The organism is Conexibacter sp. SYSU D00693 (assembly GCF_017084525.1).
GTDB lineage: Bacteria > Actinomycetota > Thermoleophilia > Solirubrobacterales > Solirubrobacteraceae > Baekduia.
On sequence record NZ_CP070950.1, the window covers coordinates 4,082,306 to 4,108,369 of the forward strand.

At 73.6% G+C, this 26,064-nt stretch carries 26 protein-coding genes; 15 read left to right on the forward strand and 11 right to left on the reverse strand.

Features of this window, described 5'->3' with window-relative positions; translation table 11 throughout:
* Positions 1 to 2: 2 nt before the first annotated feature.
* Positions 3 to 875, reverse strand: coding sequence for an ABC transporter substrate-binding protein (locus JUB12_RS20155; RefSeq protein WP_205697235.1), 873 nt, complete (start codon positions 873 to 875; stop codon positions 3 to 5).
* Between the two features lie 174 nt (positions 876 to 1,049).
* Here JUB12_RS20155 and JUB12_RS20160 point away from each other — a divergent pair, with 174 nt between their 5' ends.
* Positions 1,050 to 1,868 (forward strand): HugZ family protein, encoded by an 819-nt coding sequence (locus JUB12_RS20160; protein WP_205697236.1) that lies wholly within the window; start codon positions 1,050 to 1,052, stop codon positions 1,866 to 1,868.
* 125 nt (positions 1,869 to 1,993) lie between these two features.
* Here the strand turns inward: JUB12_RS20160 and JUB12_RS20165 are convergent, their stop codons facing one another.
* The 3 genes from JUB12_RS20165 to JUB12_RS20175 are packed head-to-tail and all read right to left on the reverse strand — an operon-like array spanning position 1,994 to position 5,015.
* Complete coding sequence (locus JUB12_RS20165) at positions 1,994 to 2,323, reverse strand: MmoB/DmpM family protein (RefSeq protein WP_205697237.1); 330 nt, start codon at positions 2,321 to 2,323, stop codon at positions 1,994 to 1,996.
* Positions 2,320 to 3,363 (reverse strand): hypothetical protein, encoded by a 1,044-nt coding sequence (locus tag JUB12_RS20170; protein ID WP_205697238.1) that lies wholly within the window; start codon positions 3,361 to 3,363, stop codon positions 2,320 to 2,322. Before JUB12_RS20170 ends, JUB12_RS20165 begins: the two co-directional genes overlap by 4 nt.
* Positions 3,363 to 5,015 (reverse strand): hypothetical protein, encoded by a 1,653-nt coding sequence (locus tag JUB12_RS20175; RefSeq protein WP_205697239.1) that lies wholly within the window; start codon positions 5,013 to 5,015, stop codon positions 3,363 to 3,365. The genes JUB12_RS20170 and JUB12_RS20175 overlap by 1 nt, the downstream gene beginning before the upstream one ends.
* A 142-nt stretch (positions 5,016 to 5,157) precedes the next feature.
* On the opposite strand from JUB12_RS20175, the gene JUB12_RS20180 reads away from it, so the two are divergent.
* From JUB12_RS20180 to JUB12_RS20195, 4 genes are all read left to right on the forward strand, one after another.
* Positions 5,158 to 5,562 (forward strand): hypothetical protein, encoded by a 405-nt coding sequence (locus JUB12_RS20180; protein ID WP_205697240.1) that lies wholly within the window; start codon positions 5,158 to 5,160, stop codon positions 5,560 to 5,562.
* A 3-nt stretch (positions 5,563 to 5,565) separates the two neighbouring features.
* Positions 5,566 to 6,606, forward strand: coding sequence for an NADH:ubiquinone reductase (Na(+)-transporting) subunit F (locus JUB12_RS20185; RefSeq protein WP_205697241.1), 1,041 nt, complete (start codon positions 5,566 to 5,568; stop codon positions 6,604 to 6,606).
* A 44-nt stretch (positions 6,607 to 6,650) separates the two neighbouring features.
* Positions 6,651 to 7,547, forward strand: coding sequence for a LuxR C-terminal-related transcriptional regulator (locus JUB12_RS20190; RefSeq protein ID WP_205697242.1), 897 nt, complete (start codon positions 6,651 to 6,653; stop codon positions 7,545 to 7,547).
* A 74-nt stretch (positions 7,548 to 7,621) separates the two neighbouring features.
* Entirely contained in the window at positions 7,622 to 8,308 is a 687-nt protein-coding gene (locus JUB12_RS20195) for a hypothetical protein (protein WP_205697243.1), read from the forward strand.
* A gap of 15 nt (positions 8,309 to 8,323) precedes the next feature.
* Here the strand turns inward: JUB12_RS20195 and JUB12_RS20200 are convergent, their stop codons facing one another.
* Together JUB12_RS20200 and JUB12_RS20205 are read right to left on the reverse strand one after the other, a co-directional pair.
* Positions 8,324 to 9,841: a histidine kinase gene (locus JUB12_RS20200; RefSeq protein WP_205697244.1), complete on the reverse strand. Its 1,518-nt coding sequence runs from the start codon at positions 9,839 to 9,841 to the stop codon at positions 8,324 to 8,326.
* On the reverse strand, positions 9,838 to 10,578 hold the full coding sequence (locus tag JUB12_RS20205; protein ID WP_205697245.1) for a DUF4097 family beta strand repeat-containing protein: 741 nt from the start codon (positions 10,576 to 10,578) through the stop codon (positions 9,838 to 9,840). Before JUB12_RS20205 ends, JUB12_RS20200 begins: the two co-directional genes overlap by 4 nt.
* Positions 10,579 to 10,656: 78 nt before the next feature.
* Between JUB12_RS20205 and JUB12_RS20210 the strand changes: the two genes are divergently transcribed.
* Complete coding sequence (locus JUB12_RS20210; protein WP_205697246.1) at positions 10,657 to 11,322, forward strand: MBL fold metallo-hydrolase; 666 nt, start codon at positions 10,657 to 10,659, stop codon at positions 11,320 to 11,322.
* A gap of 459 nt (positions 11,323 to 11,781) precedes the next feature.
* Entirely contained in the window at positions 11,782 to 11,979 is a 198-nt protein-coding gene (locus JUB12_RS20215) for a hypothetical protein (protein ID WP_205697247.1), read from the forward strand.
* Between the two features lie 100 nt (positions 11,980 to 12,079).
* Here JUB12_RS20215 and JUB12_RS20220 read toward each other — a convergent pair whose 3' ends face one another.
* Entirely contained in the window at positions 12,080 to 14,239 is a 2,160-nt protein-coding gene (locus JUB12_RS20220; RefSeq protein WP_205697248.1) for a glutamine synthetase III, read from the reverse strand.
* Positions 14,240 to 14,493: 254 nt separating this feature from the next.
* Here JUB12_RS20220 and JUB12_RS20225 point away from each other — a divergent pair, with 254 nt between their 5' ends.
* The 5 genes from JUB12_RS20225 to JUB12_RS20245 all read left to right on the forward strand — a co-directional run bounded on the left by JUB12_RS20225 (position 14,494) and on the right by JUB12_RS20245 (position 20,561).
* Positions 14,494 to 15,915: an ammonium transporter gene (locus tag JUB12_RS20225; protein ID WP_241004329.1), complete on the forward strand. Its 1,422-nt coding sequence runs from the start codon at positions 14,494 to 14,496 to the stop codon at positions 15,913 to 15,915.
* Entirely contained in the window at positions 15,912 to 16,280 is a 369-nt protein-coding gene (locus JUB12_RS20230; protein WP_205697249.1) for a P-II family nitrogen regulator, read from the forward strand. Before JUB12_RS20225 ends, JUB12_RS20230 begins: the two co-directional genes overlap by 4 nt.
* A 100-nt stretch (positions 16,281 to 16,380) precedes the next feature.
* The gene (locus JUB12_RS20235) at positions 16,381 to 17,547 is read left to right on the forward strand and encodes a CdaR family transcriptional regulator (RefSeq protein WP_205697250.1); all 1,167 of its coding nucleotides are present in this window, start codon (positions 16,381 to 16,383) and stop codon (positions 17,545 to 17,547) included.
* Positions 17,548 to 17,712: 165 nt separating this feature from the next.
* A complete protein-coding gene (locus JUB12_RS20240) occupies positions 17,713 to 18,909 on the forward strand; it encodes an Ig-like domain-containing protein (RefSeq protein WP_205697251.1) in 1,197 nt (398 codons plus the stop codon).
* A 455-nt stretch (positions 18,910 to 19,364) separates the two neighbouring features.
* Positions 19,365 to 20,561: an Ig-like domain-containing protein gene (locus JUB12_RS20245; RefSeq protein WP_205697252.1), complete on the forward strand. Its 1,197-nt coding sequence runs from the start codon at positions 19,365 to 19,367 to the stop codon at positions 20,559 to 20,561.
* Positions 20,562 to 20,629: 68 nt separating this feature from the next.
* On the opposite strand, the gene JUB12_RS20250 is transcribed toward JUB12_RS20245, so the two are convergent.
* On the reverse strand, positions 20,630 to 21,073 hold the full coding sequence (locus JUB12_RS20250; protein ID WP_205697253.1) for a hypothetical protein: 444 nt from the start codon (positions 21,071 to 21,073) through the stop codon (positions 20,630 to 20,632).
* 88 nt (positions 21,074 to 21,161) lie between these two features.
* On the opposite strand from JUB12_RS20250, the gene JUB12_RS20255 reads away from it, so the two are divergent.
* Positions 21,162 to 21,977, forward strand: a complete 816-nt coding sequence (locus tag JUB12_RS20255) for a helix-turn-helix domain-containing protein (RefSeq protein ID WP_205697254.1) — start codon at positions 21,162 to 21,164, stop codon at positions 21,975 to 21,977.
* On the opposite strand, the gene JUB12_RS20260 is transcribed toward JUB12_RS20255, so the two are convergent.
* The 3 genes from JUB12_RS20260 to JUB12_RS20270 are packed head-to-tail and all read right to left on the reverse strand — an operon-like array spanning position 21,978 to position 24,268.
* Positions 21,978 to 22,820 carry a hypothetical protein gene (locus tag JUB12_RS20260; protein WP_205697255.1) on the reverse strand — a complete coding sequence of 281 codons (843 nt, stop codon included), beginning with the start codon at positions 22,818 to 22,820 and terminating at the stop codon, positions 21,978 to 21,980.
* Between the two features lie 4 nt (positions 22,821 to 22,824).
* A complete protein-coding gene (locus JUB12_RS20265; RefSeq protein WP_205697256.1) occupies positions 22,825 to 23,655 on the reverse strand; it encodes an SDR family oxidoreductase in 831 nt (276 codons plus the stop codon).
* Positions 23,656 to 23,668: 13 nt separating this feature from the next.
* The gene (locus JUB12_RS20270; protein ID WP_205697257.1) at positions 23,669 to 24,268 is read right to left on the reverse strand and encodes a DUF11 domain-containing protein; all 600 of its coding nucleotides are present in this window, start codon (positions 24,266 to 24,268) and stop codon (positions 23,669 to 23,671) included.
* Positions 24,269 to 24,487: 219 nt separating this feature from the next.
* Here JUB12_RS20270 and JUB12_RS20275 point away from each other — a divergent pair, with 219 nt between their 5' ends.
* Positions 24,488 to 25,228, forward strand: a complete 741-nt coding sequence (locus JUB12_RS20275; protein WP_205699826.1) for an ABC transporter permease — start codon at positions 24,488 to 24,490, stop codon at positions 25,226 to 25,228.
* A 31-nt stretch (positions 25,229 to 25,259) separates the two neighbouring features.
* Positions 25,260 to 26,060, forward strand: coding sequence for an ABC transporter permease (locus JUB12_RS20280; protein ID WP_205697258.1), 801 nt, complete (start codon positions 25,260 to 25,262; stop codon positions 26,058 to 26,060).
* Positions 26,061 to 26,064: the final 4 nt, after the last annotated feature.

Genomic DNA, 26,064 nt, shown 5'->3' on the forward strand with positions numbered 1-26,064 from the left:
GGCTAGGTCCCGAGGAACTTCCGGCGCACGTCGCGGATCGTCCGGCCCACGTCCGTGAAGGCCTGCAGCAGCGAGTTGCCGGTCGAGACGAAGACCTTGCCGCGGCGCGCGGCGTTCGTGCGCCGCCAGCCGGGGCGGTTCTGGATCTCGCGCGCGATGCGCCCGATGTCGCTCGGGTTGCCGTGGGGCACGGCGATGATCACGTCGGGGTTGCGCGCGACGATCGCCTCGTCGGAGATGCGCGCGTAGCCGCCGCTGCTGCGCAGCCCGGCGGTGATGAGCCGGCCGCCGGCGTAGCGGATGACGTCCCCGCCCCAGCTGTTCTCCAGGAACGCGTAGGCGACCTTGCCGACGCCGAGGACGACGAGGACCTTCGGGTGGCGGCGGATGCCGCGGGTCGCCGCGTTGATGTCGCGGACCATCCTGGCGGCGAGGCCGTCGGCGGCCCGGCGGCGACCGACGAGGCTGCCGATGCGCTGGACCTCGCGCGGGACGGCGGCGACGGACGTCGGGTCGCTGAGCGCGACCCGCATCCCGAGGCGGCGCATGCCGGCCTCGCCCTTGCGCCAGATCGGGGCGCTGAGCACGAGCTGCGGGTTGAGCTGGGCGAGCTGCTCGAGGTTGGGCCCGTTGGGGTGGCTGAGGCGCAGGCGCGGGACGCCGCGCAGCTTGGGCGAGATGCGGTCGTTGCCGCCGAGCGTCATGCCGATGCCCACCGGGCGCACGCCGAGGTCGGCGAGCGTGTTCGCGGTGAACGGCGTGAGCGCGGCGATGCGCTTGGGCGCGGCGTCGGCCGCGGGCGCGACGGCGCCGGCGAGCAGCGTCGTGGTGGCGAGGACGGCGCCGAGCCGCCTGCGCCGGGCGATGTGGGTCATGCGTGGTCCCCCTGCCGTGAGGTGTGCCTGGCCATTCCGACCGAGGCGGTGGGTCTTCGGGTTAGGCTACCCGAAAGCCACGCTCGAGTTCGGCTACCCTAACCGTCAGCGCCCCGCGGGGCGCGCCGTCCAACGGGCAGGGGGCTCGTGCCGGCGGCCGAGCTAGGAGCCTTCATGTCCGACACCGCGACCCGGCCGTTCGACCACGACGCGCCGGCCGACGTCTTCCGCGTCCCGCAGCCGCTCTCGCCGGCGCCCGAGGCGCGCCGTCGCACCGCCGCGGAGGAGGCCCGGACGCTCGTGGCCCAGGCGACGCTCGGCACGCTGGCGACGCTGAGCGACGACGGCCATCCGTGGGGGTCGATGGTCGCCTACGGCAGCCTCGAGGACGGCTCGCCCGTGCTCTGCGTCTCGACGCTCGCCGAGCACGGCCGCAACCTCCTGCGCGACGCGCGCGCCAGCCTCGTCGTCACCGAGGCCGACCGCGAGGGCGACCCGCTCGACGGCGGCCGCGTGACGCTCGCCGGCCGCGCCGTCCGCCCCGAGGGCGAGCGCGCCGCCGCCGCCCGCGCCGCGCACGTGGCCGCCGTCCCGGCCGCCGAGACCTACGCCGACTTCGGCGACTTCGCCCTCTACGTCCTCGAGGTCGACCGGGTGCGCTGGGTCGGCGGCTTCGGCCGCATGGACTCCGCGACGGCCGAGGACTACCGCGCGGCCGAGCCCGACCCCGTCGCAGCGAGCGCCGCCTACGCCGTGCGCCACCTCAACGACGACCACGCCGACGTCCTCCTGCTCGTCGCCCAGGTCCTCGGCGGCTACGGCGACGCGGAGTCCGCCACGTGCGTGCGCGCCGACCGCTACGGCCTCGACCTGCGCGTGAAGACGCCTCGCGGCGGCGCGCCCTGCCGCATCGGCTTCGCCGAGCCGATCACGGCGCCCGACGGCCTGCGCGCCGCGTCGGTCGAGCTCGCCCAGCGCGCCCGCACCGCCTAGGCAGGACGTAGGCAGCGTGAGAAGAAAGGGACAGGCCCCTTCTTCTCACGCGCCCGGCAGGCCTAGGCACGACGTAGGCGGCGTGAGAAGAAAGGGACAGGCCCCTTCTTCTCACGCGCCGCGCTTCAGCCGTGCGCGGCCTGGGCCTCGTGGACGTCCGAGATGATCAGGACCGCGTCGTCGGTCATGACCATCCGGCCGTAGTAGGTCGACATCACGACCTGGATCAGCGAGCCGTCGACGGGGAAGCCGCACTCGTCGCTGAGCTCGTCGAAGTCCAGCCGCAGGCGCCCGTGGGCGCGGACCTCGTGGTAGCTGGCGTTCTCGAGGACCTCGACGCCCTCCTGCTCGCACAGGGCGTCGGCGATCGCGTCGCCCTCGACGGAGCGCGCGATGGTGATCCCGACGACGTCGAACGCCTCCGGGGGCGCGTCGCCGGGCGGCGAGGCGCTCATGCCGGCACCGCCTCGGCGAGCCCGGCCTCGGCGACGAGCGCCGCGCGCTCCGCCTCCAGGCGGCCCAGCGCCGCCGTGGCGTCGCCGCCCGGCACGCCGTCCAGCAGCGGGGCGAGCGCCTCGACCGCCTCGCGGGCGTCCGCGGTCCAGCTCGCCAGCCAGCCGTCGACGAGCCGGCGGTTCTCGGCGCCGTGGGCCTCGTCCGCGCAGACGAAGCGCGCGAACTCCACGGCCAGCGCCCGCCACCACGACCACTCGCGCTGCGCGTGGCGCACGACGACCGGCGTCACCGGGTCGGCGCCCGCGAGCGCGGGGCGCAGCAGCAGCTCGCGTCGCACGCCGACGCCGAGCAGCGGCTCGACCGCCAGGCCGGTGGCGACGATGAGCTCGCCCCAGTCGGTGATCGTGCCGAGGCGCTCGACGCAGCGACGCGCCGGCTGCCACTCGGGCGCCTGCGTCCACCGCGCCTTGGCGTCCTCGATGGCGAAGCCGCCCAGCGCCTCGTCGAGGTCCATGCCGGTGACGACGAGCGCCTGGGCCTGGCGCTGCTTCATCGCCGCGTAGAGGACGAGCACGTGGGTGAGCACGTCGCTGAGCGCCGCCCGCGAGCGGCGCGTCACCAGCGACCAGATCCCGTGCTCGACGAACGCCGGCACCTGGCCGTCGCGGCGCAGGACCTCGAGCCACGCGGGGTCGAGCTCCTCGAGCAGCCCCTCGTCGCGCGCGCCGCGCACCGCGTCGTCGATCTCGCGCTCGGTCTGCGCGCCCTGCTGGTAGTAGGGCCGCTCCCACAGCTCGCTCGGGTCGCGGAAGGCCGACCACGTCGCGTCGAGCGCCGTCGAGCCGTCGTCCCACGTCCCGCGTCCGTCCTCGAAGCCCACCATGTAGCCGCCGGTCATGAACCGGTGCACCGAGGGCTGGGTGTCGAGCGTGATGTCCTCGTAGATCGACGCCTTGCGGCCCTTCGGGACGACCCACTGGAACGTCCGCTCGGGCTCGTCGGCGCGGCGCCGGCGGCGACCGCCCTCCGGCGAGGCCATCAGAGCATCACCGGCTTGGGACGCAGGCCGGGCGCGCCGTTGCCGTCGCCCATCACCGCGCCGAACGGGTCGCTCGGGTCGTGCCACGAGCCGTTGGGCAGCCCCATCGCCTCCGCGGTGAGGATGTTCGGCGAGACGACCTCCATGTCACAGCGCTCGATGTCCTCGATCGTCCAGAGCCGGCCGCCGTGCAGCCGCGGCTGGCCGACGAGCGTCTTGCCGTCCGAGCGGATGAGCCCGAGCTCGCGGATGACCTCCGACAGCGCCTTGCCGTGCCAGCGGTCGAACCAGCCGCGGTCGCCGGTGTAGCGGCCCGGGTTGGACTCGTCGAGCCACTGGCACTCCTGCGAGCAGTAGAAGCGCGTGCGCGGCGTGCCGTGCGGGTCGTTGACCACGCGGTGGCACATGTCGTGGTCCAGGACACAGGGCATCATGCAGCTCCAGCACATGGGCGGGGCGCCCTCGAGGAAGCCGTTGAGCAGCAGCGCGCCCTCGTCCGGGTCGGCCAGCAGCGAGTAGGCCTCCCAGATGGGGCCGTACTCGTCGGTCCAGCCCGGGTAGCGCTCCTCGAACCACGCGAAGTCCGTCTCGGTGAGCGGGTCGAAGCGCCAGAAGTTCAGCGGCCAGGTGGCGAACGCCAGCGGCGCGAGGCGGTGGTAGAGCCCGCCCGTGATCCGCTCCCGCGCCCGCTCGAACATCGTCGGCGGGATCGACAGGCCCATCTTGCCGAGCTGCTCGACGTAGGAGCGGTACCAGTCGTCGCGGATCCAGCGGTCCCACTTGTGCAGGTAGCTCTCCTCGTCGGACCGGTCGCGCGAGAAGTACTCCATGATCGTCCCGACGAACGGGTCGACGAACGCGTGGACGATCCACCAGGCCTGCTGGAGGTCGCGCTCGATGAGCGGGATGTTCTCCTCCTCCTGGAGGACGGTGAGCATCGTCGCGTAGCCGTTGGAGATGTGGCGCGCCTCGTCGGACTGCACCGACGAGTACGTCGTGGCCTGGATGAAGTCGCCGTTGCGGGTCCCCACGTCGGGCAGCGCGACGAAGGCGACGTTCGTGAACGCCGTCTCGATCACCGTCATCATCGTGAACCCGGCCTGGATCGGGTCCCCCGTGAACGAGTGGCTGAACATGTTGATGCCCGCACGCGTCAGCAGGTTCTGGGCCATGTAGCGCTGGCCGTCGTGCCAGCCCGCGGGGTCCGGCGAGTGCTTGGCGTACCAGCGCGCGAGGTTCATCTGCATGCCGATGTGGCGGACCTCGTCGACGAACTGCACGTGGTAGCCGTTGAGCAGCTCCTCGTTGGGCACGACGTCCATGAGGACGGACATGCAGCGCCCGGCCGAGCCCTCGGCGTAGACGAGGATGAGCACGAGCGGCTTCATGACCTCGAGCCAGCGCTCGTCGGCCTTCGTGGGCATGCTCGCCCGCAGCGCCGCGTCGAAGCCGCCGTAGACGCGGTCGTCCTTCTCGAGCTGCATCGGCAGGTACTCGCGCATGACCTGCTTCATGGGGTCCTTCGCCTTCTCGGGGAAGACGTAGCGCGTGTCGTAGATCGGGACGGGGTCGTGGTAGTCGCGTGCCCAGCCCAGCTGCGCGATGCGCTCGTGGGTCTTGGTGACGCTGCGCCGGCGGGTCGTCGTGCTCATGTCGGCGTCCATGCTCTGCCGGGCGCGGGGGCCGTCGCATCACCCGTCTGCGCGACCTTCGTCACCCGGTCGGCGTCCACGGCCCCCGCGGGCCGGTCCACCGGACTACGGTCGGCTCGTCCCGACGACGAGGAGGAGCGACATGGCGCAGTTCGCCGACGCCGACGAGGTCTACCGCTACGTGGGGGGCGTGTTCCGCGCCGCCGGCGAGCACCCGGACGCGGGCCCGCCGCTGCGCGCGGCCGGCATCACCCTGCAGATGCACTACGCGGATCCGCCGTCCCAGATCACGGTGCGCTTCGACGAGCCCTACGAGGTCATCGAGGGCGACACCGACGTCGAGGCCGACGTCCACCTGATGATGCCGGCGGACATCGCCCACCAGTACTGGCTGGGCGAGTACAACCTCGCGGTCGGGCTGGCCAAGAAGGAGGTCCGCGCGAAGGGGCCGGTGACGAAGATCCTGCGCCTCGTCCCGCTGACCAAGCCGCTGTTCCCGCTCTACCGGGACCTGGTCGACGAGAAGGACGCGGCCCCCACGGCCTGAGCGATGCCCCGGGTCGTCCTCGAGCCCATCGGCGTCGAGCTGGACTGCGACGAGGACGAGACCGTCCTCGAAGCCGCCTTCCGGCAGGGCTACAACCTCGTGCACGGCTGCCGCGAGGGGCAGTGCACGGCGTGCAAGAGCTTCCTGCTGGAGGGCGACGTCTCGCTCGAGCCCTACTCGACGTTCGCGCTGTCGGACTCCGAGGAGGCCCAGGGCTACACGCTGCTGTGCCGCGCGCTGCCGGACTCCGACCTCGTCGTCGAGCTCCTGCACGTCGACGAGGACGCGCTGCGCCTCGAGCACCCCATCCGCGAGGGCCGCGCGCGGGTCGCGGGACTGACCGCGCTGACCCACGACATCGTCCGCCTCGACCTCGACGTCCTCGAGCCGGCCGACTTCGCGTTCACGCCTGGCCAGTACGTCGACGTGGGGATCCCCGGCGACGAGGACGGCGCGACGCGGTCGTTCTCCATGGCCAACCTCCCGGCGGAGGGACGGCTCGAGCTCGTGGTCAAGCGCTACCCGGGCGGCCGCTTCTCCGGGCTGCTCGACCCGGCCGACCCGCAGCTGGCGGTCGGCGACGAGCTGGCGATCAAGGGCCCGTACGGCGCGATGCACCTGCGCGACACCACGCGCCCGGTGCTGCTGGTCGCGGGCGGCTCGGGCATCGGCCCGGTCCTGTCGCTGCTGCGCCGCCTCGCGCAGGTGCGCAGCACGCGGCCCGTGCGCTTCTTCTACGGCGCGCGCACGCGGGACGACCTCCTGCTCGGCGACGAGGTGGCCGCGCTCGGCGCGCAGCTGGCGGACTTCGCCTACGTCCCGGTGCTGTCGGAGGACGTGTGGGACGGCGCGACCGGCCTGGTCCACGAGGCGGCGGCGGCCGCGCTGGCGGCCGGCGAGGTCGAGGCGCCGGAGGTCTACACGTGCGGACCGCCGCCGATGGTCGAGGCGCTCCAGGCGCTGCTGACCACCCGCCACGGCGTCCCGGACGCCGACATCGCGTTCGACAAGTTCACGACGGCGGCCGAGACCGCGGACCTCTGAACCCCACCGGTGCCGCGCCCGGCTCCGGTACGGTCGCCGGTGGGATGGCGGCGGTGCTGGAGCAGGAGGCCCTCGCCGGGGTCCAGCGAGCGCTCGCGACGCTGCGCGAGCCTGCCGGTGCGGGCGCGGTCATGGACCGCGGCCTCCAGGCGCTCTGCCGCCACTGCGGGTTCTGCCGCGCCGTGCTCTTCCGGGTCGAGGGCTCCGAGCTCGTCGGCGAGGCGATCCACTTCGTCCAGCGCCCCGAGTGGGCGGCCGAGCTGCTGCTCGAGACGCGGCGCACCCGCCTGCCGCTGCACCACATGGTCCGCGAGACCGAGATGCTGCGTCGCCGGACCGCGGCGATCGTCGCCCACCCCCAGGAGGACCGGCGCGCCTTCACGCCGCTCACCACGGCGTTCGAGACGCGGTCCTACGTCGCGGCGCCGCTCGTCGCGGGCGACCACGTCGTCGGCTTCCTGCACGCCGACCACTTCTTCGAGCAGGGCCGCGACGTCGACGAGCGGGACCGCCTCGTCGTCGCGGTCTTCGCCGAGGGCTTCGGCCTGGCCCTGCACCGCGCCGTGCTGCTCGACCGGGCGGCGGCGGAGCGCCGCCGGCTCGCCGGCCTCGCCGCCCAGGTGGCGGAGGTCGTCGACGGGCCGCTGGACCTCGACGGCACGCTGGCCCGCGCCGACGACGACCTCCACGCGGCGCTGCGCCGCTCCGCGCCGCACCACGGCGGCGGGGAGGGGCGGCTCGAGGGCCTGCTCACGCGCCGCGAGATCGAGGTGCTCGAGCTCATGGCGGCCGGCGCGACGAACGCCGCGATCGCCCGCGAGCTCGTCGTGTCCGACCAGACGGTCAAGACGCACGTCTCGCACGTGCTGCGCAAGCTGCGGGCGATCAACCGCGCCGATGCGGTCTCGCGCTACCACCGCCTCGCGCGCCCCAGGGACTAGGGCGTCGGACCCCGGGTCCCGGATCAGGGACCGCACGGAGGGCGCCGCGCGGACGGGCGCGCACCGTGTCGTCCATGTCCGTCAAGACCTTCATCACCAACCGCGCGCCGACCGTGCTCGCCTGCGTCGCCTGCCTCGGCGTCGCCGGGGCCGGGTCGGCCACCGCTGCCGGCGTCGTGCTCAAGAAGCCGACGCAGATCCGCAACGGCGTCATCACCGGCGCCAAGCTCAAGAAGGGCACGATCACGGAGGCCAAGCTCTCCAAGGGCGTGCGCAAGAAGCTCGCCGTGGCCGTCGCCGCGGGGGCCGCGACCGGCGTGACCGCCGCCAGCGGCGCCGCGGGCGCCAACGGCAAGGACGGCGCGGCCGGGGCCAACGGCGCCAACGGCGCCGCCGGCAAGGATGGCGCCGCCGGCCCGCAGGGCCCGAAGGGCGACCAGGGCCCGCAGGGTCCCGCCGGTCCGGCCGGCAGCGCCCGCGGCTACGCCGCGGTCTCCGCCACCGGCCAGCTCTCCGACATCAAGCACGCGATGAGCGCCACGCACCCGAGCACCGGCGTCTACAAGTTCAACCTGGGCTACGTCCCGGAGAACGTCCAGGTCACGCCGGCCTTCGACGCCTCCGGCATCGGCGGCGGCCCGGTGACCTACCGCGTCGGCCGGCGCACGGCGACCGGCATCTGCTCCGACGCCGACGTCTGCGTCCTGCTCAACGCCAGCAGCGGCGGCACCAACGCGCCGTTCTTCATCACGTTCCAGTAGCCGTGGGCCAGCGGGCTACGGCACGGGCAGCGTGGCCACGAGCCGCGTGCCCGTGCCGGGCGGGCTGACCACCTCGAGCGTGCCGTCGAGCGCGCCGATCCGGTCCTGCAGGCCGCGCAGGCCGGTCCCGCTGCGCGGGTCGGCGCCACCGGCCCCGTCGTCCTCGACCACGACCCGGACGGCCGCGTCGTCGCGGCTCACCACGACCCGCACGCGCGACGCGCGCGCGTAGCGCTGCACGTTGGTCAGCGCCTCGGCGATCGTGAAGTACGCCGCCGCCTCGAGCGCGGGCGGCAGGCGCTCCGGGACGATGTCGGCCTCCACCTCCATCGCCAGGCGGCCGCACAGCGCCTCGACCGCGGGACCCAGGCCCTGCTGGGTCAGGATCGCCGGGTGGATGCCGCGAGCGAGCTCGCGCAGCTCGGCCAGCGCGGCCTGGAGCTTCGCCGCGACCTCGTCGACCTGGGCCGCGGCCTCGTGGTCGCCCAGGCGCGCCTTGAGGAGCCGCAGGTCCAGCGCGAGGGAGACGAGCGACTGCTGGGCGCCGTCGTGGAGGTCGCGCTCGAGGCGCCGGCGCGCGGCGTCGGAGGCCTCGACGATGCGCAGCCGGGAGTGGCGCAGCTCCTCGACGCGGGCGCGCAGGTCGGCCTTGAGCCGCTCGTTGTCCAGCGCGAGGGCGGCGGCGGCCGCGGCGGCCTGCACGAGCTCGGGACCCGCGTCGATCCCCGCGTCGTGGATGATGGCCGCCACGCGCCGGCCGTCGCGCTCGACCGCGGTCCACGCCCGGCCCGAGCGCGGGTCGGGCAGCTCGACGGGCCGGCCGGCCTCGTCGACGTAGTCCTGGCGGTCCTCGAGCCAGTAGGCGATCGCCAGGCTGCGGTCGCCCAGCGAGGCCGCGAGCATCTCGCGCACGGGGGCCGAGCTCGTCGCGCCGGTGGGCGGCGCGAGCAGCGTGCGGACGAAGGCGCGCAGCGCCCGCTGCGCGGTGTCGAGCGTGGCGACGGCGACGACGCCCGCCGGCAGCGCGAGCGCGAGCAGCAGGACGCCCGTGGCGGGGTTGAGGTCCAGCGGCCCGGCGGCCTCGTCCTCGCCGACGCCGGCGATCGCCTCCACGCCGAGGACGACGAGCCAGCCGCACAGCGCGACGGCGGCCGAGACGACGGCGAGCGTGGCGACGGCCACGAACGGGCGCAGCAGGACGTGGACGCCCAGCCGCCAGAAGCGGCGGTCGCGCAGGAAGACGGCGCCACCGCGGCGCAGGCTCTCGTCGCTGAGGAACGCCGAGGGCGGCGGCGGGACCTTCGCGTCGAGCAGCTGGTTGGCCATGCGCCGGTCGGCGCGGGCGATGCTGCGCACCGGCTTGGCCGCGGCGCGCAGCGCGGGGGTGAGGCCGACGACGCTGAGCGCGCAGCCGGCAAGCAGGCCCAGCCAGCCGAGGACCATCAGCAAGGCGAACGGGACCGCGAGGACGGCGTGCATGACGCCACGCCCGCCGCGCTCGAGGCGTGCCGCGAACGGCACCGGCTCGGTCACCGGCGGCCCGCCACCCGCACGTCGCCCGAGCCGCTCAGGACCTGGAGCTGGAACGGCGCGTCCTCGGCCAGCTCGAGGCCCTGCACCCGCCGCGAGCCACCGTCGCTGTCGGCGTCGACGCGGTAGCGGCCCGGCGGGACGATCGCCAGGACGTCGCCGCTGCGCGAGCGCAGCTGCAGGCGCTCGGGCGGGCACGGCGTGCGCGCGTCGATGTCGCCGGACTCCGTGCGCGCCTCGAGCGTGAAGCCGCAGAAGCGCGCGACGCGGATCGCGCCGGTGTCCGTGCGCAGCGCCGCCGAGCCCTGGTAGCCGGCGAGGTCGATGTCGCCCGCGAGCGTGCGCACGGTCACCGGGACGTTGTCGGGGACGACGAGCTGCCAGTCGGTCGCGCAGCGCAGCAGGACGCCCTCCGGGCATCGCGCGGAGAGGTGCAGGACGCCGCCGCGCAGCGTCCGGCGCACCTCCGGCTCGCGGCCGAAGGCCGAGCGCTCGGTGCGCCGCACCGCCAGCGAGGGCGCCGCGCCGCCGCCGAGCACCGCGACGTCGCCGTCGCTGACGTCGACCACGACGCCCTGCAGCGCGCCGCGGACCGTCGAGCGCACGACGACGTCCTCGCGCGAGGTGGCGTAGGCGACGGCGACGGCCGCGGCGACGACCCCGAGGATCGTCGCCGAGGCGACGACGAGCCGGCCCCAGGACGAGAGCCCACGGCCCGGGGACGACGCCCACCCACGCACCGCGCCAGCGTACTGGGAGGGTCAGCCGCGGCACGAAGGCGACACTGCGGGCCGGCGAGGGCGCCGTAGAGTGCCCGCGTGCGCAAGCTGGCCGACGGCGTCCACCTGATCACCGGGCTGCCGCCCTACGCGATCAACGCGTACGTCCTCGAGGACGTCCTCGTCGACGCGATGACCAAGCGCGACGTCAAGCGCATCCTCAAGGCGCTGCGCGGCCACCAGGTCAGCGCCCACGCGCTCACCCACGCGCACCCCGACCACCAGGGCGCGTCGCACGCCGTCTGCGAGCAGCTCGGCGTCCCCCTGTGGGTGGGGGAGGCCGACGCCGACGCCGCCGAGGACCCGCGCCTCATCGAGCAGCGCCAGCCCGACCACCCGATCAACCGCCTCTTCGCGAAGGTCATGACGGGCCCCGGCCACCCGGTCGACCGCCGCCTGCGCGAGGGCGACGACGTCGCCGGCTTCACCGTCCTCGAGGTCCCGGGCCACTCCGCCGGCCACGTCGCCCTCTTCCGCGAGCACGACCGCGTCCTCGTCGCCGGCGACGTCCTCAACGCCCAGCACCCGCTCCTCGGCTTCCCCCGCGGCCTGCGCGAGCCGCTGTCCTTCTTCACCCCGGACCCCGAGCGCAACCGCGCGTCGATCCGGCGCCTCGGTGAGCTCGAGCCGTCGCTGGTCCTCCTGGGCCACGGGCCGCCGTGGCGGGACACGCGCGCGTTCGTGGAGTTCTGCCGAGGGGTGTAGCGGTGGGGTGCGCGACGCCTCGTGCATGTCGTGCATGCACGAGGCGTCACGCAGCTCCACCCGCGAGCGGCGCTCAACCCACACCACGCGACGACCCGGCGCGAACCAACAGGACTCGAACCCACCCACCCGGCCACTGTGGGGTTCCCCGCACTGGCCGGCGCCTCCCTGCGCCGGTAGGTTGGTCCTCGACCTCGGCACCCCGCTGTGACGAGGAGGTCTCACCGATGCGATCTCAGCTCCGCCTCCACACGACCACGCACCGTGCGCTTCCGCGCATGACGCGCGTCGTCGTCGCGTAGCCCGTCCGCACCGGCCTCGAACTGCACGAAGCCCGGGTCGCGGGCGATGCCCCGCCTCCCGGCCCTCGCAAGGCGCCGAGCCCGCCCTCACCGACGACGGCGGCTCCGGGTGGCGGCCCCTTCCCGTCTCCACCTCCGAGCCCGCGAGGAGCCCGCAGTGCACCTGACCATCCACCAGCCGCTCGTCGACGACGCCGCCGCCCAGGCCATCCGCGCCGGCGCACGGACCCACGGCCAACCCCCGACCGGGCCCCAGCGCCCGGACCCGGGTCGCTGGCGCATGGCCGTCGCCCACGCGCTCGCCCTGGCTGCGCGCCGCGTCGACGGCGAGACGGCCCGCCGCGCGATCGCGTAGCGGGCCGCGAACGACCGAGGGCCCCGGCAACCGCCGGGGCCCTCGTCGATGAGCACGGTCCGCAAGACCGTGAGCGTGGGGCCCGAAGGCCCCGGTTGCCCTACTTGATGAAGAGCATCTCCTGGTACTTCGGCAGCGGCCAGAGGTCGTCGGCGACGATCTTCTCGAGCCGGTCGGCCGCGGAGCGCGTGGCGTCCATCGCCGGGATGACCTTGTCGCGCATGTACTGCGCGAGCTTCAGCGGGTCCTCGGGCTGGTTCTCCTCGAGGTTGGCCCCCTCCAGGGTGAAGATGCCGTCCACGAGCTCGCCCGTGACGCTCGACAGCTCCTCCTTGAGGCGGTCGACGCCCGCGACGCCCTCGGCCTCGTCGAGCAGCTCGGCCTGGCGCAGCGCGGCCGGCAGGATCATCGTCCGCGCGATCGACGCCGCGACCTCGGCCTCGATGTTGAGCTTCGTCGCGTACTGCTCGACGGCGACCTCGTAGCGGGCCTCGAGCTCGCGCTCGGAGAGCACGTTGTACTTGTCGAAGGTCTTGACGGTCTGCGCCTTGACGAACCAGGGCAGCGCGTCGGGCGTGGTGCGCAGGTTCATCAGCCCGCGCTTCTCGGCCTCGTCGTGCCACTCCTGCGAGTAGCCGTCGCCGTTGAAGACGACCTGGCTGTTGGCCTCCCAGACGCCCTTGACGACGGACGCGACGGCCTCGTCGAGGTCGCCCTTGGACGTCTTGAGCGCCTTCTCGAGCTGGTCGGAGAGCTCGTCGATGGCCTCCGCGGCGATCGTGTTGAGCACCGTGTTGACGAAGCCCAGCGACATCGAGGAGCCCAGGGCGCGGAACTCGAACTTGTTGCCGGTGAAGGCGAACGGCGAGGTGCGGTTGCGGTCGCCGCCGTGGAGCGGCAGCTGCGGCAGCATCGTCGTGCCGAGGCCGAGCAGGCCCTTCTTCGTCTTGCGCCCGCGGCCCGTCGCGATCTTCTTGAACGCGTTCTCGAGCTCGTCGCCGAGGAAGATCGAGATGATCGCCGGCGGCGCCTCGTTGGCGCCGAGGCGGTGGTCCTGGCCCACGTTGGCGACCGAGGCGCGCAGGAGCGCCTGGTGCTTGTTCACCGCGCGGATGACCGCCGCGCAGAAGAACAAGAACTGCATGTTCTCGCCCGGCGTGTCGCCCGGCTCGAGCAGGTTGTGGCCCGTGTCGGTGCCCATCGACCAGTTGTTGTGCTTGCCCGAGCCGTTGACGCCCGCGAAGGGCTTCTCGTGCAGCAGGCAGACCAGGCCGTAGCGGCGGGCCACGTTCTGCAGGACCTGCATGGTCAGCTGCTGGTGGTCGGAGCCGACGTTCGAGTTCTCGAAGATCGGGGCGAGCTCGTACTGGGCCGGGGCGACCTCGTTGTGGCGGGTCTTGACCGGCACGCCGAGCTTGCGCAGCTCGTTCTCGCTCTCGAGCATGAAGGCGAGGACGCGCTCCGGGATCGAGCCGAAGTAGTGCTCGTCGAGCTCGTGGCCCTTGGGCGGCTTGGCGCCGAAGAGCGTGCGGCCCGTCGTGTACAGGTCGGGGCGCTCGAAGTAGTACTGCTCGTCGATCAGGAAGTACTCCTGCTCGGGCCCGACCGTCGTGAAGATGCGCGAGGCCTCGGTGTCGCCGAAGAGCTTGAGGGCGCGCAGGGCGCTCGTGCTCAGCGCGTCCATCGAGCGCAGCAGCGGGATCTTGTGGTCCAGCGCCTCGCCCGTCCACGACACGAAGGCCGTCGGGATGCAGAGGAAGGCGCCGTTGGGGTTCTCGAGGACGAAGGCCGGCGAGGTCGGGTCCCACGCGGTGTAGCCGCGGGCCTCGAACGTCGCGCGGATGCCGCCGGTCGGGAAGGACGACGCGTCGGGCTCGCCCTGGATGAGCTCCTTGCCCGAGAACTCGGCGATCGCGTTGCCGTCGCCCGTCGGGTTGAAGAAGGAGTCGTGCTTCTCGGCCGTGAGGTTCGTCAGCGGCTGGAACCAGTGGGTGTAGTGCGTCGCGCCCTTCTCCATCGCCCACTCCTTCATGGCCTGGGCGACCATGTCGGCGGTCGACGCGTCCAGCGGCGTGCCGGCGGCGAGCGCGCCGGTCAGCGCCTTGAAGACGTGCTTGGGGAGGCGGCGACGCTGCTCGTCGAGCCCGAAGACGTTGGACCCGAAGGCGATGCCGTGGTCGGTGAGGTCGGGCGCCCCGAGGGCGCCCCCGTTCACGGCCCACTGGGCGGCCGTCACGTTCTGCTGGCGGGTTCTGCTCATCGTGCGCTCAACCCTAGACGCGGGCGCGCGATGCCTCCTTGTACCGCTGTCCAAACCCCCCGAGCCCGGTTTCGCCACCGCGGAAGGGGGGCCTGTACCGGGTGGCGAGCGGACCCCGCCGATCTTCCGACATGCGGCGAATGACCCGGGCCCCGCCGCACCGGAGCATGTGCGGCGCACACCCCGAAGGAGGACCAATGAGACGTAGGACGTTGGGGCGCGCGCTCAGCACGGGCGTTGCTGCCTCACTGATCATGCCGGCGCTTGCGCTGGCGCAGGACGAGCCGGTCGACCCCGCGGTCGTCAAGGGCGAGCTGGACCTGACCTGGGTCATCCTCGCCACGTGCCTCGTGTTCTTCATGCAGGCCGGCTTCCTGTTCCTGGAGATCGGCTTCTCGCGCGGCAAGAACGTCGGCGCGGGCGTGGCCAAGATCCTGGCCAACTTCTCCATCGCGTCCGTCGCCTGGTGGGGCCTCGGCTTCGCGCTGGCCTTCGGCGGCGCGGGCAAGATCGCCGGCGACACCGGCTTCTTCCCGGGCTTCGGCCACGAGATCAGCGGCCTCGCGGGTGACCTCTACGGGGAGACGTTCAGCGGCGCGACAGCGGCGTTCTTCATCTTCCAGTTCATGTTCTGCGCGGTCTCCCTGGCCATCGTGTGGGGCACGACCCTCGAGCGCATCAAGTTCGTCGCCTACCCGATCTTCGCGCTGGTCTTCGCCGGCGTGATCTACCCGCTCGTCGCCCACTGGGGCTTCGGCGGCGGCGTCTTCGCCGAGATCGGCCCGGGCGTGCAGGACTTCGCCGGCTCCTCGGTCGTCCACCTCACCGGCGCGACCGCGGCCCTCGCGGCCCTGCTGCTGCTCGGCCCGCGCAAGGGCAAGTACGGCAAGGACGGCGTCTCGCGCGCCATCCCGGGCCACTCCATGCCGATCTTCGGCCTGGGCGTCGTGATCCTGTGGCTGGGCTGGTTCGGCTTCAACGGCGGCTCGACGCTCGGCACGAGCGACGGGCGCTTCGCCGAGGTCGTCATGGTCACGAACCTCGGCGCGGCCGGCGGCGTCATCTCCGCCTCGCTGCTGATCTGGCTGCTCACGAAGAAGCTCGACGTCGGCATGTCCGGCAACGGCGCCATCGCCGGCCTCGTGGCCATCACCGCGCCCTCGGGTTACGTGGAGATGCACTGGGCGCCGGTCATCGGCGCGGTCGGCGGCCTGATCGTCGTCGGCGGTGTGTACTTCTTCGAGCGCCTGCGCCTCGACGACCCGGTCGGCGCCCTGAGCGCCCACGGCCTCGCGGGCATCTGGGGCACCCTGGCCTGCGGCCTGTTCACCTCGGACCGCCTCGCTGAGACGGTCGGCGTGGGCCAGGCGGGCCTGTTCTACGGCGGCGGGCTGGACCAGCTCGGCGCGCAGGCGGCGGCCGTCGGCCTCACCTTCGCGTTCGTCCTCGTGACCTCGCTGATCACCTTCGCGGCGATCAAGGCGGTCTTCGGCCTGCGGGTCGACGACGAGACCGAGGAGGCCGGCCTCGACATCGTCGAGCACGGCATGTACGGCTACCCCGAGCAGTTCATCCCTGCTCCGGAGCTCGTCGGCTACGGTGGCCCGCAGGTTCCGGGAGCGGTCGCCGCGCCGCCTCGGACGGCTACCACGACCCAGGAGGTCCCGGCGACATGAAGATGGTGATGGCGTACGTGCGCCACGAGGCGTTCGAGCCGATTCGCACGGAGCTCCTCGAGCTCGGGTTCCCGTCGCTGAGCATCAGCGAGGTCAAGGGCTCGGGCCGTCAGAAGGGCATCACCGAGCGCTACCGCGGGGCGGAGCTGACGAACTACCTCCGGCCCAAGGTGAAGATCGAGTGCGTGGTCGCTTCGGGTGACGTGCAGACGATCGTGGACACGATCCTGAAGCACGCCCGGACGGGTGCTGTCGGCGACGGGAAGGTCTTCGTGATGCCCGTCGAGGAGGCCTACCGCGTCCGCACCGGGGAGGCTGGGGAAGAGATCCTCCAGGCCCACCCGGGAGCGACCGCAGCGGCGTAGTCCAGTGATGGGCGGAGCGGCGGAGCGGTCCGGGACGTCCTCCCGCCCCGCCGCCGCTCCGGCGGCGGGCGGGGCGGGCGCCCCGTCCGGCGCCGGTCTGGTGGCCTCCCTCCGGGAGGCCCATCTGGCCATGGTCGATGCAGTGCTGGGCGGCGATGGCCTCGGTCGCGTCGCCCGGCTCGCCGCCCGGTCGGCCTCGGGGGTGGTGGCCATCGTGGTCCCGCGCCTCGAGGCGGCCGTGGTGGAGGGCGAGGGCGCCCCGGAGGAGCTGCCCGACGCGGTGCGCCGCTACGTCGAGGACCGGGTGGCCGACCGGCCGGCGCGGGTCCCCGACCAGGTGGCCGCGGAGGCGCCGATCGCGTCCGGCGACGAGGTCGTCGGGGCGGTCCTGCTCCTGCACGGGCCCACCGAGCCCGGGCCGGAGGCGGCCGAGTTCCTCCACGTCGCGGCGGTCGCGTGCCTCACCGAGGTCGCGGTCGTCGAGGCCAAGGAGGAGGTCGAGCAGAACCTCCGCGGCTCGTTCCTCGAGGACCTGCGCGCGCGCACGGACCTCGAGCCGCGCGAGATCGTGCGCCGGGCCACGCGGCTGGGCTGCGACCTCTCGCGGGGCGCGGTCGCCCTGTGCGCCGAGCTCACCACGGACCGTCCCCGGCACGTCATCGCGACGATCGTCGGCGACGAGCCGGGGGCGCTGGCCGAGGCCATCGACGGCCGGGTGTACGCGCTGCTGCCGGCGGCCGGCGGGGACGACGCCCCCGAGCAGACGCTCGAGGGCGCCCGGCGGCTGGCCACGCGGCTGCGCCGCCACGGCACGGTGGGCGTCTCGTCCTTCTACGTCGACCCGGGGGAGTTCCACCGGGCCATCCAGGAGGCCGAGCTCGTCCTCGACGTGCTGCGCCAGGGCGAGGGCGGCGGGCTCGACGGCCTGGGCGACATCGGCTCGGGCACCTACCGGCTGCTGTTCCGCGTGCTGGCCTCGCACCCCGAGGAGGTGCGGTCCTTCTACGAGGACACCGTGGCGCCGATCGTGCGCTACGACGACCAGTACCGGACCGACCTGGTCGGGACGCTCGAGAGCTACCTCGACCAGAACTGCAACATGAACGCGACGGCGGCGGCGATCTACGCCCACCGCCACACGGTCGCCTACCGCCTCGAGCGGGTGAAGGAGCTCACGGGCCTGGACCCGATGCTCTCCGAGGACCGGGAGCGCCTGGGGCTCGGCCTCAAGGCCTACCGGATCATCGCGCCCCGCTTGCCGAAGTGACACCGAACCCGCACCCCGGTCGGGGTGCGGGTTCAGGGTGTTCCCCGGTTCGCACGGAACCCCACGGACGTAGCTTCCCCAGCGCTGGACGAGCGTCCAGCACCCCGGGGCAGCGTCCAGCCTCGCTGGACGTCGGGGACATCACGAACTAGGGGTTTCACGCACATGCTCAACGACGTCCTGCGCGGCGCGCCCCGGCGCACCGCGCTCACGGGGGTGGCCGCCATCGGCGCGACCCTCGCCCTGGCCGCTCCGGCCCTCGCCGCGGCGCCCGGCACGCCGACGCTCAAGTCTGCCGACGACACCGGCACCGTCGACGGCCGCTACACCCAGGAGACCAGCCCGGACTTCAGCGGCGCCCGCAACGGCGCCCCGACGGTCGTCGTCCAGTTCCGCGCCTGCAGCGGCGCGGACGCGGGGTCCTGCGTCGGCGGCTGGACGAACTACGACACGCCGGGCGGCGCTCCGACGTACGACACGACGGCGACGAACAACACCGTCCTGCCGGCCGACGGCACCTACCAGTTCCGTGCCGTGAACGTGCCGTCCATGGAGACCAGCGGCTCCGTCCTGGTCACCGTCGACAACGTCGGCCCGACGACGAGCACGCCGAACATGGTCGCCGGCTCGGACACGGGCGTCTCCTCCTCGGACAACGTCACGGCCGACACGACGCCGACGTTCGACGGCACCACGAACGAGGTCGCCAACACCTTCCTCTACGTCGACACCTTCGGGCCCGACGACAGCGAGGGCGGCTACAGCGACGCGACCTACGACGTCACGCCGGGCTCGCTCAGCGTCGGCCAGCACGTCGCGCGGGCGCAGTCGGTCGACCGCGCCGGCAACACCGGCCCGATGAGCGGCTCGCTGAACTTCGAGATCGCCTCGATCGGCTGCGACCAGGGTCCGGCCATGCTCGGCACCAACGGGGTGGACTTCTTCGTCCCGGGCGGCCCGAAGGACGAGCCGGACTTCCTGTCCACGAACGCGTCGCAGCGCTTCGAGGCGCTCGACGGCAACGACCGCCTCGAGGGCATCGGCGGTGGCGACTGCCTGCGCGGCGGTGACGACGACGACCAGCTCGACGGCGGCACCGGCTCCGACCGCCTCGAGGGTGGCTTCGGCGACGACGAGCTGCTCGGCGGCTCGAGCAGCGACCGCCTGTTCGGCGGCGCGGGCGACGACACGATCGACGCCGGCTCGGGCGACGACTACGTCATCGACGCCGGCTCGGGCAACGACGTCATCGACAGCCGCGACGGCAACACCGAGACCGTGGACTGCGGCTCGGGCGCCTTCGACCGCGTCACGGCGGACGAGAGCGACAACCTCATCGACTGCGAGGACGTCAAGCACTAGGCGCGACGCCCGACGCAGCGCCAGGACCGCGAAGGCCCGCCGACCGGCGGGCCTTCGTGCGTCCGACCGCCGGTCGTGGCGCCGCCACACCGCTGGTCCGACCGGACCGGATGATCGAGCCCGACCAGTCCGAGCGGTCCTGCTTGATCGCGGCGCGAGCCGGCTGACGGCGCGCGGTCGTTCGGGCCTGCGGCGCACTGCGCATGGCCGCAGCACTCCGTCGCAGTTCGGAGGACCCCCCGACGGCGGGCCCTCCGTTCGTCCGCTCGCCGCACCGCGCGGGGGTGGGAAGGTCCCACCCGTTCGGGTGGTTGTGACGAACGTTCCTATCGCTCCGGGTGGTCCCTCGCGTACCCTCGCGAGCGCCGGACGTGGGGTCCGGCACCCAGGGCACGCCGCCGGGTCCAGGCCCAGCGGCACAGGGGCACAACGAACTAGAGGGGATCGAGCAACCCATGCTCAACGACCTGCTTCGCGGGCGCCATCGGCGCGCCGCGCTCACCGGGGTGGCGGCCATCAGCGCCACCCTCGCCATGGCCGCGCCGGCGCTGGCCGCCGCGCCTGGCACGCCGGACATGGTGTCGGCGTCCGACTCGGGCACCTCGAGCACCGACAACATCACGAACGCCACGTCCCCGAACTTCACCGGGACGCAGGCGGGCACCGTGGTCGTCGAGTACAAGGCGTGCCCCACCGGCAGCTGCAACGGCGGCTCGGGCTGGAACGGCTACGCCAACGCGCCGGGCTCGCCGACCTACTCCACCGCCGGCCAGACCAAGGCGGTCCTGACGCCGGACGGCCGGTACGCCATCAGCGCGCGCAACACGACGACCAACGAGCGCTCCAACAGCCTCATCGTCGTCATCGACACCACCGCGCCGACGGTCAGCACGCCGAACATGCTCAGCGCCGACGACACCGGCGTCAGCAGCTCGGACAACGTCACCACCGACACGTCGCCGCGCTTCACGGGCACGACGAGCGAGAACTCCCGGACCGAGCTGCTGATCGACGGCAGCGAGGACGACGAGGAGCTCACCTACCTCACCTCGAGCTACGGCACCCTCCTCGACATCTCCGCGGACACGCTCTCGATCGGCTTCCACACCGCCCAGGCCCGCGCCTACGACGTGGCCGGCAACCTCGGCTACAGCGGCACGCTGCAGTTCGAGATCACGGTGGTCGGCTGCGACCAGGGCCCGGCGACGCTGGGCACCAGCGGCGTGGACTTCTTCGTCCCGGCGGCCCCGAAGGCCGAGCCGGACTTCGTGTCCACGAACGCCTCGCAGCGCTTCGAGGCCGGCGGCGGCAACGACCGCCTCGAGGGCATCGGCGGCAACGACTGCCTCCGCGGCCAGGACGATGACGACCAGATCGACGGCGGCTCGGGCAACGACCGCCTCGAGGGCGGCAGCGGCGACGACGAGATCGACGGCGGCTCCGGCGCCGATCGCATCTACGGCGGCAGCGGCGACGACGAGATCGACGCGGGCTCCGGCGACGACGTCGTCATCGACGGCGGGTCGGGCAACGACACGATCGACAGCCGTGACGGCAACGCCGAGACCGTCGACTGCGACAGCGGTGCGTTCGACACCGTCATCGCCGACGAGTCCGACACGCTGATCGGCTGCGAGAACGTCAAGCTCTAGCCGCCCAGCGCACCGACGTCCCCGAGGGCCCGCCGCACGGCGGGCCCTCGGTCGTTCCCGGAGCAGCGCTAGCGCCGAGCGCGGTGCAGGCCGAGCAGCTGCAGGTCGGCGAACGCCAGGACGGCAGCGGCCTGGAGCGCGACGAAGACCGTCCCGAGGCCGGTCGGCGAGCCCCACTGGAACACCGCGAGCGCCGCGGAGTCCACGACCCACAGCAGGTTGACCGCGACGACGGCGCGCGCCGCGCCGGTCGAGATCCGGCCCGCCGCGGTGCCGGTGCCCACGCGCCACACGGCGGCGGCGAAGGCGACCAGGACGGCGCCGACGGCGGCGAGGACGGCGGTGGGCAGGCCGAGCGGCTCGTCGAGCGCGGGCGACGCGACGGCGAGGGCGGCGCCCAGGGCGCCGGACGCCGCCGCGTCGAGCTGGAGCGCCCGGCGCAGCAGGGCGTCGGAGGCGGCGGTGGGGGTGCGCGCCGCGGTCGTGGTGGTCGGGACCTCGATCGTGCTCATGGCCGGCAGCGTGCAGCGGGGGCGTCGTGGTGTCGATGACCTCCGGGGTCATGGCGGACGTGCGCGGGGGCGACTAGCGTCGCGGCCCATGAGCGCCACCGCCGCCGCCGTCGCCCAGCCCGGCCGCCCCCCGGTGGGCCAGCTCCTGCGCGCCTGGCGCGAGCGCCGGCGCCTGAGCCAGATGGACCTGGCGCTCGAGGCCGCGGTCTCCACCCGCCACCTGAGCTTCGTCGAGACGGGACGGTCCAAGCCGAGCCGCGAGATGGTGCTCCACCTCGCCGAGCACCTCGACCTGCGCCTGCGTGACCGCAACGAGCTGCTGCTCGCCGCGGGCTACGCGCCCGTCTACGGCGAGGCGGGGCTCGACGCGCCGCAGATGGCCCCGGTCCGCGAGGCCGTGCGCCGCGTGCTCGCCGCGCACGAGCCGTTCCCCGCGGTGGCCGTCGACCGTGGCTGGGACGTCGTGGAGACCAACGCGAGCGTCGCGATCTTCCTGGAGGGCATCGCGCCCCCGCTCGCCCAGCCGCCGCTCAACGCGCTGCGCCTGACCCTGCACCCCGACGGCATGGCGCCGCGCATCGCCAACCTCGGCGAGTGGCGCGCGCACCTCCTGGGTCGCCTGCGCCGCCACGTCGCCCTCACCGCCGACGAGGGGCTGGCCGCGTTGCACGCCGAGCTCGCCGCCTACCCGTGCGACGACCCCGAGCCCGAGGTCGACCTGCCGGGCCCCGCGGACGTCGCCGTCCCGTTGCGCCTGCGCCACCCGGAGGGCGAGCTCGCCTTCCTCTCGACGGTCTCGGTCTTCGGGACGCCGCTCGACGTCACCGTCTCCGAGCTGGCGATCGAGTCGTTCTTCCCGCTCGACGAGCACACCGCCGCGGTCCTGCGCGCCGCGGTCGGCTGATCAGGCCACGGCGAAGCCGGGGCCGGGCTGCGGCCCGGTGAGGCGCACGGCGGCGCTGCGCATCGCGCGGCGCAGGATCGCCGGCCCCTCGCGACGGGCACAGCGCGAGGGCGTGGCCGCGGCGGCGTCGATGAGGACCCGGACCACCACCCACGGCCGGGTGCCCGGAAGCGCCTTGGGCGCCCGGAGGACCCGCACGGCGCGGGTCGCGGTCCGCACCTCGCGCGGGCGCGCGCGGGACGCCGTGGCGTCGACGCCGACGGTCATCGCGCAGCCCTGCACGCGACCGCGGAACGTCCCGACCGCGGGCGTGCCGGCCATCGCGCCGTGGACCTGGTCGAACGCGTCGGGCAGGTCCACCGCCACCGCCGCCCGCCTGCTGATGCCCGGCCCGACGTCCGGGAGGCGCAGCCCGCCGTCGAAGTCCGGCGCCACGCGGACGGGCGACTCGACGGTGCGGCGCAGGACCGCCGGTCGGCCGGCCATCGTCGCGGTCAGCGTGACGCGCAGGCGCACGGCGGCGCGCAGCGTCCGGGCCCCGTCCTGCACCGCGCGCCGGTGGGCGGCGCGAAAGCGGATGACGAGGTCCGGCCGGGCCTCGACGGTGTGCCGTGTCGCGGCGGTCGTGCCGGCCCGCACGCGGCCGTCGACGAGGAGCTCGGCGACCGCCTCGACCCGTCCCTCGCCCGGCAGCTGCACCGCGAGCCGGACCTCGGGCGACAGGCGGGGGACCTGCGGGAAGCTCGCCCCCAGCGCCGCCTCATCGGCGGGCGACTGCCCCTGTGCCGCGACGGCGAGCAGCGCCAGCGCCACCATGACGATGCCGGTGAGGCGCGCGAGCACGGGGCTAGTCTGCCGGAGGCGCGCCGGGCCCGAGCGCGCGGTGCTCGTAGCTGCGCCGGGCCGCCGGGTCGCCCTGGGCGAGCTGGTCGGGCACGACGGCGCGGTGCAGGGCGTCGGCGGCGGCGCGGGGGAGGACGGCGCGGAGCTTCGTGAGCACGCCCACCGCCGGCGGCACGTGGACCTCGAAGCGCGGCTTGTCCAGGACGCCGTGCACGGCCTTGGCGACCGCCTCGGGCGTGAGGCGCCGGGCGGCGGGGCCGGAGCTCGTGCCGGCGGCCAGCGCGGTCTCGACGACGCCGGGCATGACGACGCTGACCTCGACGCCGCTGCCGCGCAGCTCCTCGCGCACCGCCGAGCAGTAGCCGAGGACCGCGTGCTTGGTGGCGGCGTACGTCGCCTCGCCGGGCGGCGTGACCTTCGACGCGGCCGAGGCCATCGCGATGAGGTGGCCGTGGCCGCGCGAGAGCATCCGCGGCGCCGCGACCTTCATCCCCAGCAGGACGCCGTGGAGGTTCACGTCGACCTGGCGGCGGGCGACCTCGTCGGGCTCGTCCTCGAAGCGCCCGACCCACATGACGCCAGCGTTGGCGACGAGGACGTCGACCGGGCCGAGGCGCTCGTCCACCGCGTCGAGGAAGGCGACGTAGGACGCGCGCGACGTGACGTCGAGCTCGAGGCCCAGCGCGTCACGACCCGCGTCGGCCGCCGCCTGCCGGGCGAGCTCGCCGTCGAGGTCGCCCACCGCGACCCGGTGTCCCGCGCGCGCGAGGCGCAGCGCGATCGCGGCGCCGATGCCCCGGCCACCGCCGGTGACGGCGACGACCCGTCCCGCCATCTGCGGCTCCGGCCTACTCGCCGTCGACGGACCCGCGGACGACCTCGCCGGTCTCCGGGTCCACGCGCGAGGCGGGCGGCTCGTCGGCGACCTGCACCGTGAAGGCGCCGGACGGCTCACGCCCGCCGGCGTCCTCGGCGCGCGCCTTGCCGTCCAGGCCGGCGGCGACCTTCCACGAGACCTTGTGCGTGCCGGCGCGCACGGGCGTCAGCCGCCAGCGGAACGTCTTGGTCTGGCCCGCCTCGACGCGGCCGAGCGCCCAGGTGCCGGTGTAGGCGGTCACGCCGCCCCGCGGGCCCTGGTCGACGATCCACACCGGCCGCTCGGGGTCGGCGAGGTCGGGCTGCTTAGAGCGGTCCGAGAGGCCGTCGACCGTCACGGCGACGTTCGGCAGCGCCTCCTGGCCCGTGTTGCGCACGGCGATCTGCAGCTCCTCGCCGCGCGCCAGCGCCTGACGCTCGGCGAACTCCGCATCGACGCTGACGGGGAACGTGCCGCGCGGCTCGTCCTCGTCCTGGCGCTCGCCGCCACCGCAGCCGGCGGCCGCGAGGGCTGCCCCCGCGACCAGTGCGCACGCGCCCGCGCGCGCAGTCCACGTCCTCGCCCGCTCCATCCTGGCGGCGAACGTACCAGACCACCTTCCGGCGGACCGCGGGTTGAGCTGGGATGTTCCAGCTTGCTCGCCGTCTTCGCGTATGCGTAGACTCGCCGCCGTCGGTCTCCGTGCAGGGAGCGCGCGGGCCGAGGGTCGAGGAGAGAGAGCCAAGTGGTCCGCAGCGTCGCCGATCGGGCATTCCTGCCCACCAAGAACGTCCTCGAAGAGGTCGGCGACATGATGATCCTGACGGGGAAGACCATCGTGTCGGCCCTGCGGCCGCCGTACCCGTACGGCGGGGAGTTCGTCTCGCAGTTCCTCTTCGCGCTGCGGCTCTGCTGGTTCCCGCTGCTCGTCTCGACCGTCGCCTTCGGCTACGGCGCGCCCGGCCTGCAGGCCGCGAACTTCCTCGTGCTCTTCGGCGCGCTGGACCGCCTGGGCGGCTTCTTCGTCCTCGCCTCGATCCGCGAGTTCGCGCCGTTCGTGACGGCGATCATCATGGCCGGCGTCGCCGGCACCGCCATCACCGCGGACCTCGGCGCGCGCAAGATCCGCGAGGAGCTGGACGCGCTGCAGGTGCTCGGCGTCGACCCGGTCAAGAACCTCGTCGTGCCGCGCTTCCTCGCGCTCATGCTCCTGACCGGGCTCTTCGACATCTACGCGCTGATCTTCGGCATCTTCGGCGGCGTCCTCGCGACGCTCGTCAACGGCGCGCCGCTCGGCCCGTTCTGGGCCACGTTCTTCACGAACGCCTCGACGACGGACCTCTGGGGGTCGGTCCTCAAGTGCACCTTGTTCGGCGCGATCATCGCGATCGTCTGCTGCTACAAGGGCATGACCGCCTCGGGCGGCGCCGAGGGCGTCGGCCGGGCCGTCAACCAGGCGGTCGTCATCGCGTTCCTCGGCGTCTTCGCGTTCAACTACGTGTTCACGCAGACGCTGCTGGCCACCCACCCCGAGATCACGGTGATCCGCTGATGGCGGGCACGCCCCACGGGAGGACCCGCTAGTGGGCGCCTCCTGGCTCGCGGTCCCGCGTGAGTGGATCGCCTCGCTCGGCGAGATCTCGAAGTTCGCCGCGCGCGTCGCGGGCGCCGTCTACGGCCTGCGCGTCTTCCGCTTCTTCGGCGAGGCGCTGCGCCAGTGCGGGATCCTGATCCTCTCCTCGACGATCGTCATCTGGGGCCTGGTGTTCATCATCGGCCTCCAGTGCGGCATCGAGGGCGCGTACTTCTCGCGCGCGGTCGGCGCGCCGGCCAACGCCGGCGTCTTCGCCGCCTGGTGCGACCTGCGCGAGCTGGTGCCCTACGCCTTCGGCTACATGATGGCCGCGAAGGTCGGCACCGGCATCGTGGCCGAGCTCGGCTCCATGCGCATCTCGGACGAGATCGACGCGCTGGAGGTCATGGGCATCAACTCCATGATCTTCCTCTGCGCCACCCGCCTGCTGGCGTCGTGGCTCGTGCTGCCGTTCATGTACATCGCCGCCGTCGGCGCCGGCTTCCTGGCGAGCTACCTCGCCGTGGTCGAGCAGATCGGCGAGGTGTCATCCGGTGGCTACTTCCTGATCTTCTGGATGTTCCAGAACCCGCCAGACCTGCTCTACAGCCTCATCAAGGGCATGGTCATGGCCACCTTCATCGTGCTCGTCGGCTGCTACTACGGCTACAACGCCAGCGGTGGTCCGGTCGGCGTGGGCACGGCGACGGCGAAGTCGATGGTCCTCAACATCGTGCTCGTGCACCTCATCGGGATGCTCGGCACGCAGGTCTTCTGGGGCGCGAACCCACGCGCACCGATCGGAGGGTAAGTAC

Excerpts from the sequence above, each read along its gene's own strand:
- JUB12_RS20155 (WP_205697235.1), bottom strand. The coding sequence starts at position 875 with ATGACCCACATCGCCCGGCGCAGGCGGCTCGGCGCCGTCCTCGCCACC.
- JUB12_RS20160 (WP_205697236.1), top strand. The coding sequence starts at position 1,050 with ATGTCCGACACCGCGACCCGGCCGTTCGACCACGACGCGCCGGCCGAC.
- JUB12_RS20165 (WP_205697237.1), bottom strand. The coding sequence starts at position 2,323 with ATGAGCGCCTCGCCGCCCGGCGACGCGCCCCCGGAGGCGTTCGACGTC.
- JUB12_RS20170 (WP_205697238.1), bottom strand. The coding sequence starts at position 3,363 with ATGGCCTCGCCGGAGGGCGGTCGCCGCCGGCGCCGCGCCGACGAGCCC.
- JUB12_RS20175 (WP_205697239.1), bottom strand. The coding sequence starts at position 5,015 with ATGAGCACGACGACCCGCCGGCGCAGCGTCACCAAGACCCACGAGCGC.
- JUB12_RS20180 (WP_205697240.1), top strand. The coding sequence starts at position 5,158 with ATGGCGCAGTTCGCCGACGCCGACGAGGTCTACCGCTACGTGGGGGGC.
- JUB12_RS20185 (WP_205697241.1), top strand. The coding sequence starts at position 5,566 with ATGCCCCGGGTCGTCCTCGAGCCCATCGGCGTCGAGCTGGACTGCGAC.
- JUB12_RS20190 (WP_205697242.1), top strand. The coding sequence starts at position 6,651 with ATGGCGGCGGTGCTGGAGCAGGAGGCCCTCGCCGGGGTCCAGCGAGCG.
- JUB12_RS20195 (WP_205697243.1), top strand. The coding sequence starts at position 7,622 with ATGTCCGTCAAGACCTTCATCACCAACCGCGCGCCGACCGTGCTCGCC.
- JUB12_RS20220 (WP_205697248.1), bottom strand. The coding sequence starts at position 14,239 with ATGAGCAGAACCCGCCAGCAGAACGTGACGGCCGCCCAGTGGGCCGTG.
- JUB12_RS20225 (WP_241004329.1), top strand. The coding sequence starts at position 14,494 with ATGCCGGCGCTTGCGCTGGCGCAGGACGAGCCGGTCGACCCCGCGGTC.
- JUB12_RS20230 (WP_205697249.1), top strand. The coding sequence starts at position 15,912 with ATGAAGATGGTGATGGCGTACGTGCGCCACGAGGCGTTCGAGCCGATT.
- JUB12_RS20240 (WP_205697251.1), top strand. The coding sequence starts at position 17,713 with ATGCTCAACGACGTCCTGCGCGGCGCGCCCCGGCGCACCGCGCTCACG.
- JUB12_RS20245 (WP_205697252.1), top strand. The coding sequence starts at position 19,365 with ATGCTCAACGACCTGCTTCGCGGGCGCCATCGGCGCGCCGCGCTCACC.
- JUB12_RS20250 (WP_205697253.1), bottom strand. The coding sequence starts at position 21,073 with ATGAGCACGATCGAGGTCCCGACCACCACGACCGCGGCGCGCACCCCC.
- JUB12_RS20255 (WP_205697254.1), top strand. The coding sequence starts at position 21,162 with ATGAGCGCCACCGCCGCCGCCGTCGCCCAGCCCGGCCGCCCCCCGGTG.
- JUB12_RS20265 (WP_205697256.1), bottom strand. The coding sequence starts at position 23,655 with ATGGCGGGACGGGTCGTCGCCGTCACCGGCGGTGGCCGGGGCATCGGC.
- JUB12_RS20270 (WP_205697257.1), bottom strand. The coding sequence starts at position 24,268 with ATGGAGCGGGCGAGGACGTGGACTGCGCGCGCGGGCGCGTGCGCACTG.
- JUB12_RS20275 (WP_205699826.1), top strand. The coding sequence starts at position 24,488 with ATGATGATCCTGACGGGGAAGACCATCGTGTCGGCCCTGCGGCCGCCG.